At 58.6% G+C, this 7,071-nt stretch carries 12 protein-coding genes and 1 tRNA gene; 5 read left to right on the top strand and 8 right to left on the bottom strand.

Annotated features, from left to right (window positions below; translation table 11 throughout):
* Positions 1 to 111: 111 nt before the first annotated feature.
* Positions 112 to 234 carry an Arc family DNA-binding protein gene (locus tag JWR14_RS38570; protein WP_366144551.1) on the bottom strand — a complete coding sequence of 41 codons (123 nt, stop codon included), beginning with the start codon at positions 232 to 234 and terminating at the stop codon, positions 112 to 114.
* Between the two features lie 473 nt (positions 235 to 707).
* Between JWR14_RS38570 and JWR14_RS16645 the strand changes: the two genes are divergently transcribed.
* Positions 708 to 782: transfer RNA gene (locus JWR14_RS16645), tRNA-Arg, on the top strand.
* Positions 783 to 1,013: 231 nt separating this feature from the next.
* Positions 1,014 to 1,274, top strand: coding sequence for a hypothetical protein (locus JWR14_RS16650; RefSeq protein ID WP_299708678.1), 261 nt, complete (start codon positions 1,014 to 1,016; stop codon positions 1,272 to 1,274).
* Between the two features lie 115 nt (positions 1,275 to 1,389).
* On the opposite strand, the gene JWR14_RS16655 is transcribed toward JWR14_RS16650, so the two are convergent.
* The 4 genes from JWR14_RS16655 to JWR14_RS16670 form a co-directional block, all read right to left on the bottom strand.
* Complete coding sequence (locus JWR14_RS16655; RefSeq protein WP_299708681.1) at positions 1,390 to 1,566, bottom strand: hypothetical protein; 177 nt, start codon at positions 1,564 to 1,566, stop codon at positions 1,390 to 1,392.
* Positions 1,567 to 1,701: 135 nt separating this feature from the next.
* The gene (locus JWR14_RS16660; RefSeq protein WP_299708683.1) at positions 1,702 to 1,875 is read right to left on the bottom strand and encodes a hypothetical protein; all 174 of its coding nucleotides are present in this window, start codon (positions 1,873 to 1,875) and stop codon (positions 1,702 to 1,704) included.
* A 103-nt stretch (positions 1,876 to 1,978) separates the two neighbouring features.
* Positions 1,979 to 2,182 carry a hypothetical protein gene (locus JWR14_RS16665; protein ID WP_031361269.1) on the bottom strand — a complete coding sequence of 68 codons (204 nt, stop codon included), beginning with the start codon at positions 2,180 to 2,182 and terminating at the stop codon, positions 1,979 to 1,981.
* Positions 2,183 to 2,250: 68 nt separating this feature from the next.
* Positions 2,251 to 2,484, bottom strand: a complete 234-nt coding sequence (locus JWR14_RS16670) for a hypothetical protein (RefSeq protein WP_299708692.1) — start codon at positions 2,482 to 2,484, stop codon at positions 2,251 to 2,253.
* 291 nt (positions 2,485 to 2,775) lie between these two features.
* On the opposite strand from JWR14_RS16670, the gene JWR14_RS16675 reads away from it, so the two are divergent.
* Together JWR14_RS16675 and JWR14_RS16680 are read left to right on the top strand one after the other, a co-directional pair.
* Positions 2,776 to 3,174, top strand: a complete 399-nt coding sequence (locus tag JWR14_RS16675) for a DUF1090 family protein (protein ID WP_299708695.1) — start codon at positions 2,776 to 2,778, stop codon at positions 3,172 to 3,174.
* A 97-nt stretch (positions 3,175 to 3,271) separates the two neighbouring features.
* Positions 3,272 to 3,634: a hypothetical protein gene (locus JWR14_RS16680; protein ID WP_299708698.1), complete on the top strand. Its 363-nt coding sequence runs from the start codon at positions 3,272 to 3,274 to the stop codon at positions 3,632 to 3,634.
* Between the two features lie 19 nt (positions 3,635 to 3,653).
* Here JWR14_RS16680 and JWR14_RS16685 read toward each other — a convergent pair whose 3' ends face one another.
* Both JWR14_RS16685 and JWR14_RS16690 read right to left on the bottom strand, forming a co-directional pair.
* Positions 3,654 to 3,821: a hypothetical protein gene (locus tag JWR14_RS16685; RefSeq protein ID WP_299708701.1), complete on the bottom strand. Its 168-nt coding sequence runs from the start codon at positions 3,819 to 3,821 to the stop codon at positions 3,654 to 3,656.
* Between the two features lie 115 nt (positions 3,822 to 3,936).
* A complete protein-coding gene (locus JWR14_RS16690; RefSeq protein WP_299708704.1) occupies positions 3,937 to 4,611 on the bottom strand; it encodes a TetR/AcrR family transcriptional regulator in 675 nt (224 codons plus the stop codon).
* A gap of 172 nt (positions 4,612 to 4,783) precedes the next feature.
* Between JWR14_RS16690 and JWR14_RS16695 the strand changes: the two genes are divergently transcribed.
* Positions 4,784 to 5,281, top strand: coding sequence for a hypothetical protein (locus tag JWR14_RS16695; protein ID WP_299708707.1), 498 nt, complete (start codon positions 4,784 to 4,786; stop codon positions 5,279 to 5,281).
* Positions 5,282 to 5,296: 15 nt separating this feature from the next.
* Here JWR14_RS16695 and JWR14_RS16700 read toward each other — a convergent pair whose 3' ends face one another.
* Positions 5,297 to 6,703, bottom strand: a complete 1,407-nt coding sequence (locus JWR14_RS16700; protein WP_299708710.1) for a sensor domain-containing diguanylate cyclase — start codon at positions 6,701 to 6,703, stop codon at positions 5,297 to 5,299.
* Positions 6,704 to 7,071 lie beyond the last annotated feature (368 nt).

Consider the following 7,071-nt stretch of genomic DNA (forward strand, 5'->3'; position numbering starts at 1 on the left):
GGGCTTCTTCGGCATGGTTGTCGAGTCAGAGAAAGGTTGTGATTTTTTGGCTGAGCTTGGTCATTTTCGGCGCCGTAAAGATTTTCCCCAAGACCCGCTCCTTCGGAATCGTCATTGCATGATGGAACGTTCCACAACCTGTCGCCACTCCGAATTTACCGGACGACCGGGCGACCGGGCGACCTCACCAATTTTGAGCGAACGCGATAGAAGCGTACGCAGTCGCCGAAGAATGTAACCCTCGTTTCACTTTCTCTTGACCGACCGCCTCGACTCTTCGCGCACTTCCTGTTATTTCTACCAGCGTACCAATCGTGACCGTTTTCGGATTGCCGGCTTTTCGGCCTTTGTCGATCGCGCTTTCCTGTTCACGTACCCACGCCAGAGCCGCTCCCTTTGCCTTAAACGTCTTTGATATACTCTGCCCGCTGCATCGGATCTATGCTCGCCGTCGATCGGCGACGGATAAAATCGAAGCCGTAATCCTCGCTTCGAAACCGTTATGCAGCAAGGTCTGGCGCCGCTACCAATGCTGTAAGCTGCCAAAAGTGCGGACCATAGCAAAAGTGCAGCTTCGAAATCGAGAAATACCTGGGTTCACAGTGCGTCACGGCGCTTCGTTTAGGAAGAAGCAAATCAGCCGAAAACGTACGTTGGGCAGGTCCAAGCCGCTTTCAACAAGGCTTGGCGTCCGCTGAAATATCCATCTCCCCGTAGTTCAATGGATAGAACAAGTGCCTCCTAAGCGCTAGATGCAGGTTCGATTCCTGCCGGGGGGACCATCGGTTTATCTCGCATCGCTTCACCGAATTTCCAAGCCCCGTAAGCCTTGCGCTGCGGGGCTTTTCTCTATCGTTACCGTCCTGCGACATCTTTTCCGACAACCACACCCTACCCCGCGCCCATAAGCGGCGTACACCACTCTTCCCCGTGCACGAACGCCCCGGAACGCGCTACTCTTAGCGAGCCCTGTTTCGCCTCGCAGGGTGTCGATTTTTTTCCGGGATCCGACCATGGCCACGACCTTCACCGTTTTCAAGGCTCAGCTCAAGATGCTGCTCACCGATCAGCCGCGCGGCGTGACCGCGGACTTGACCGATTTTGCAGTTGCTTATTGGGACGGGCGTCAGGTGGTGGGCGCGTACTTGCGCGACGCCGGCCGTGTCGATGAAGTGTTCGACCTGGACGAGAACGCTTTCGAGCAGTGGCGTGACGAGTTTGTTGCGTGGCTAGCCGATCCGCGTTTCACAAGACGGCCGGACCTGCTGGCGTAGAAAAGGAAGAGGAAAGGAAGCGAAAAGAAGCGGAAAAGGAAGAAGCCGCCGTTCGATGCCGGCGGATATCAGTGCGCTCTGCTACTTACCGCGATATACGGCAATTCACCGCGATTTACCGCGTGCCGACCCAGAATTCGTCATCTAGCGCCTGGAAGAAAAACGCTTCCAGTGCCTCCTCGGACAAATCGTCGATCGTAATGCCGCGCAGGCGGCAAAGCACGTGGAGCGTCTCGTCGGCAGCAATGACGAGATTTCTAAACGCGGTGGCGGTGGGGTTGGTCGTGTCCATGCAACGGCTAACGGCCTCAACTGACGAAACTTTAGGCCCAAATGCACGAAATTTTCGACTAGCGGAGTCAAGCCGGATCAGGACGCGCCAAGGAAAAACCACAGCGCGACATAACGTTCCGGCAGTCCGTCCCAATCACCAAGGGCCGATGATCTGATCGCCGAGGGCATTGGAAAAAAACTCGCCAAGCTCTTCATCGGAGAGCTCTTCTATATCGACCCCACGCAGGCGGCAGATCAGTTCAAGCGTTTCGCCCGCAGCACGGATGAGGTCGCGGGAAGCTTCGGGGGTGGGTTCTTTGGTATCCATGCCAACACTAACGGCGCCAATGCAAGGAACTTTAAGCCCGCATTACCGCGCGTTGAAGAGCAGCATCAAACAACGCTCGTGAACAAGCTCAAGCCCGCAACCGTCACTCCGGCTCAACCGGAAAGCGTCGGTTCAACTCGCGTTTCGCCCAGTGCAGCGCTTCGTTTTCGGCGACATTGCTGGTCGGCGCCATCTCGCCCGCATTCGTCTTCAGCGGCAAGCTGCCCGCCTGCACGGACCAGTCCCAGCGGGTGCCGCGTTGTTCGACGAACACGTCGATGACATGTTCATTGTGCATATAACGCATGGCTTCTCCCGTTGGCAGGACGCGATCCTAGCATGATGGCGCAGCGAGGCTCGGCGTCAGGCCTGCCGTCAGGCTCGCCCCGCGGCTTCGTGCTCGTCGCACCAGTCGAGCGCCCATGCCCGCGCGCACGCGATGGCATCGCCGTCGTTATCGAACGCGTCGATGTCGCCCGACTCGTGCTTTTCCGGATGCGCGTCATCCGCTGTCGGCATTCGGATCATGCGAGCCTGCGCGTAGTACAAGCCATCTTGATCGTGCCGGGAGCGACAGTCGATGTGAAAACCCTTGTAATCGAAACGCATCGGCTTATTCCTCGCAAAAATGTGAACGGTTGGCTAGTTCAAGCAGAGTCGCGCAAGACGCGTTCCGCATAAGCACGCAACGAGGCATTAATGGCCGTCGCATTGGCCCCATCGGTCCCCACAAACTCGCTAAAATACGCCGACCTCGGACGGACGAACGGATACGCGAGCGTAATTCAAACCCTTTATTACTCCGCCCCGTCCCGACCGAACGAGAGCACATCTCGTACAGGTTAAATACCGTATAGATACCGTTTGCCCTGCCCAATCTCGTCAGTCACGGATTCCGCTATGAAATTGCTTGCCGCTGTCGCCTTAAGCCTGTGTTTGTCGACCGCTCACGCGTCACAGGAAACCGATGCCTGCGATGCCCATCGCCAGGCCCTCGAAAGGCAGATGGCTACCGCGCTGAACCAGGACAACGCGGCGCAACTCGACACCCTGCAAGCCGAACTCGACAAGACCAACGCGGAATGCACGCCCGACGCAATCGCGCAAAAACGCGCAGACGCGCTGAGACGCCACGAGAGTGCCGTGGCCGTGGCGAAAAATCGTTTGCGTGACTGGGAAGCGGAGTTGGCGCGCGCCAGGAAAAAGGGCACGGACCAACTGAACATAGCGGCTTGGGAACGCAAGGTGAACCGGGCGCGCGCGGATCTGGACCGGGCAGTGTCGAGACCCATTCAGTGAGCTGAATGAAGCGAACAAACTGTTTGAATCGCTCGTTAAGGGTTTATCCCGATCTGAAATGCGCTAAAGAATGTTTGATCAATGCCGTTAGGCATTGATGGACTCTCTCATTGACATGAAACACCAGGGCGCGCCCTCCGCGCTGTTGGCAGACCAGGAGCTGACGCACCTTGAACTGGTGCTGCGGCGTTCACTGATCGACGACGCGTTGTGCCCTATCATGCCGCCCACCTACTGGCGCGAACGGCTTGCGCTGGTCGCGCGAAGCTCGCATCTTTCGCACACGCAACTCCAGACGGTTCATCGGTTGTATCTGCAGATCGAAGCCTACGAGGCCGGCAACCGGACGCTCGATACCGCGCCCGAACTCACGCCCGACCGGACTTCGTCGATACATCCAATGCCACGCATGGTCCCGCAACTGACCCCGGCTCATCCGTTCGGGAAAGACCGCTCGTAAACAGATCAAAGCAGGTCGCTCAGTGCCGATGCCGAAGCCACCATTCGCGCAAGGTGCCATAGCCGGCATGACTGCGGCGACGCAGCATGCGATCGCGGGATTCGTCACGCCAGTCGTGCGCCAGCACGGCTATCGCGAGCGCAGCAAGCGCCGCGAGCCCAACGAGGATGTTCGCTAAACCCTCCATGGCGCCCTCCACTCCGGTCGACTGCCATGATTCAAGCATAGGTCAGGCGCCCGGAATCGGGGCGTGCGCGGTGGATTTAATCCGCTCGTTTCCGGCGCTCAACTTGAGCGATGCACTAGCGCTGCATGAACCGCATGACAGCGTCGACAATCATCTGGCGATGCCGGGCCCGCGATCTCGCGCCGGAGGGATCGCGCCCGAAAGCAACGGTGAATGTATGCCGGTTCGCGATGCGATGAAAACACAGTGAACTGATAAACAGATGCAGATCCACAGGGTCAACGTCGCCGCGAAATTGCCGCGCCGCCACGCCGCGAGCGATCAGGTCCGCGATGGTTTTCACCACGCTCGCATTGCGCGCCCTGAAGCTTTTCAGCTGGCTGACATGCTTCGCGCCATGAATGTTTTCGATGGTCACGAGGCTGACGAAATCGCGATGTTTGTCGTGGAAGTCGAACGTGAATTCGACGAGCTCGCGCAAGCCCTCACGCGGGTCCATGGTATAGAGATGCAGTGACTGTTCAAGCGCGCGGATCTTGCCGTACGCCTCCTCGATGACCGCTTCGTACAACCCTTCCTTGCTGCCGAAGTAGTAATACAACATGCGCTTCGTTGAATTGGTGCGCTCGGCGATGGCGTCGACCCGTGCGCCGCTTAAACCCATCGCCGCGAACTCCTCGGTGGCGATGTCGATAATGTTGCGTTTGGTTTGTTCCGGGTCGTATTTTCGTTTGATATCCGATACCTTGACCGACCGAACCCGCGCCGCGACTTTGCTTGACGTTTTCATCGTTTGTTGTGCAGAGCGCCTTAGGTTAGCAAACATCTTAGCATGGGCATTTGCGTCTTCATCGCAGCGGGCTTCCTCACGAAAACCCTTGTTTCAAGGGGTTTCGCCCGGGTTTCGCTATACTTCCGCAGGATTTTGCAGACCCCGGCTGCGCGCCCCCACAAGGAACCGAATGACTCACAAGCAAGCCCTGGCCCGCGTTGCGTCGGCCTTTAATTTAATGCTCAAGCCGACCCTGATCGCAGGCGCTATTGCAGGCGTTATTGCAGGCGGAGCATGTGTCCTGCCATTGAACGCCAACGCACAAAATGCACCCGCCCAGCAGCCATTTCCCGCTCAGACTCTGCCGCCGGGCCATCCCGCGGTGCAAGCTCCCTCACCGCAGAGTCTCGCGGCCGAAGGCGTACGCACGAGCGCCAACATTGCGCGCGGTGCCGCCGATATCTGCCACATCGACCGCGTGAAAATCGACAGGTTCAAGGTCATGACGCGCAAGAGTTTTCCTGCCGCGCCCGATTTCGACGGCGAGTGGAATCTCGGCTACAAGGAAGCGCAAGCGACCGTCGATCGCTTCGCGGCAATGAAAACCAACAACCCCACCGAGTACGCCAAGGAGACTGGCGAGGCTTGCCCGGCGCTCACCCAGGGTATTGATGACGTGACGAAGTAACGAAGCGTGCGTCCCTTACCCGGGCTCGCCGTAATGGGCACGCTTTTCGGTGTACATGGCGGCGTCGGCACGTTGCAGCATGACTTCCAGCCGCTCACCATCCTGCGCGGTCGCCGCGCCCATCGCAAAACTCAAGGGCATGCCCGAGTAAAACTGGTTGTTGACCTCGAGCAGTTGCCGGATGCTGTCGATCACCGCCGCGCCACCGCGTTCGTCCACGCCGGGCAGGAGCAGCACGAACTCGTCGCCGCCAATCCGCGCGGCGTGGCTCGGCTTCTCCACCGCCTTGCCGAGCACTTCTCCCGCGCGCCGCAGTAACGCGTCGCCGGCCGCGTGACCGAGCTGATCGTTGACAGCTTTAAGACCATTCACGTCGACGGCCACAGCGGTCACCGGGAACGGGCCTTTGCGCTCCAGCCGGTTCATTTCATCAATGTAAAACGAGCGGTTCTTGAGTTTCGTCAGCGCGTCGTGCTTGCCGAGAAACTCCAGGTACGCTTCCGCTTTCTTGCGCGCAGTGATGTCGGTGAGCGCGACGAGGACGAGGTCCCAATCGGCTTCGTGGCCAGGGAACACCGAGAATTGCAGATGCACATGCAACTGATGCCCTTCCAGCGAATAGTTGACCACCTCGCGCTGATGGAACAGGCGGTTCTCCCATAGATCGATGAGCTGCTCCTGAAAATGGCTCACCATCTCGTCGCGGAAAACGTCGCCCAGACGTGAAAGCAACTCGGCTTTATCCGCTGCGCCGAACATGGTCAGCGTGTGCCGATTCACGTCGAGCACGTGAATTTCCTGCATGCAGCGCTCGATGAATTCCGGATGAACATTCGTAAAGGTCCGGAAGTCGACAATGCCGCGTTCACGTATATCGTCCAGCAGCGCCTTCACACTGCTGAAGTTCTCGACCCACAGCGAAACGGGCGAATGCTCGAACAGGCCGCGCGCATAAAGCTCGCTCAGCGCGGCCTTGCGGCGCACATTCTCCAGTTCCGTAATGTCTTCCACGGTCACCAGCACGCGGTCCCAGGTTGCTTCGTGACCAGGCAGGATTACCGCTTTCAGCAAGACGTCGAGCCGCTTGCCGTCGAGCGTGTAGTTCACCGTCTTGCTCACGAACATCGATTTGCCGGACCACAGTTGTTCGAGTTCGTCTGCGTGGGTGAGCAGCATGTCGTCGCGGAAAACGGCGCCCAGATTAAGCACCAGATGGTCAATATCCTTCGCGCCGAACAGCGTGAGCGTGCGCCGGTTGACCTTGATCACCCGGATGCGCGACGAGCATTCGGCAATCCGCGCCAGGTCTTCAAGCAGGAAAGTGCGCAGGTCGACCACGCCCTGCGCGCGCCAGCCTTCAAATACCTCGCGTACGGCGCTGAAATCCTCGAGCCACAGCGAGACGGGCGCGAGGTCGAACATATCGGCATCGTCCGCCGGTGCAGTTGGTCCCGTTGTCGATGCCGTCGCCACACTCTGCAAAACGCGCCCCTGGTTGTTCGGCATGTCCATCCTTTTCCGATAATCGAGCTTGATATGATCCGGGTCCGCCATTTTATGCTCAGACGTGGCGGAAAAAAGCTGAAAGGAAATAACCAGGAGGACGCAAAGGCTGCGGCCTTGAGCAACAATGAGGGACTTCAGGCATGGTTGCTGCACGAAGGAGATGAACGGCCGCATGCGTTGCGTCCGCCACTCGCCAGGGCGAATGGATGAACGCCGGCCGGTGCCGGCTGGTGCTGGGAAATCAAAACCCTTTAAACCCGTCAAAGGAGACACGTTGCCATGGC

The sequence above is a fragment of the Caballeronia sp. genome, from assembly GCF_028292365.1.
In the GTDB taxonomy this organism is placed as follows: domain Bacteria; phylum Pseudomonadota; class Gammaproteobacteria; order Burkholderiales; family Burkholderiaceae; genus Caballeronia.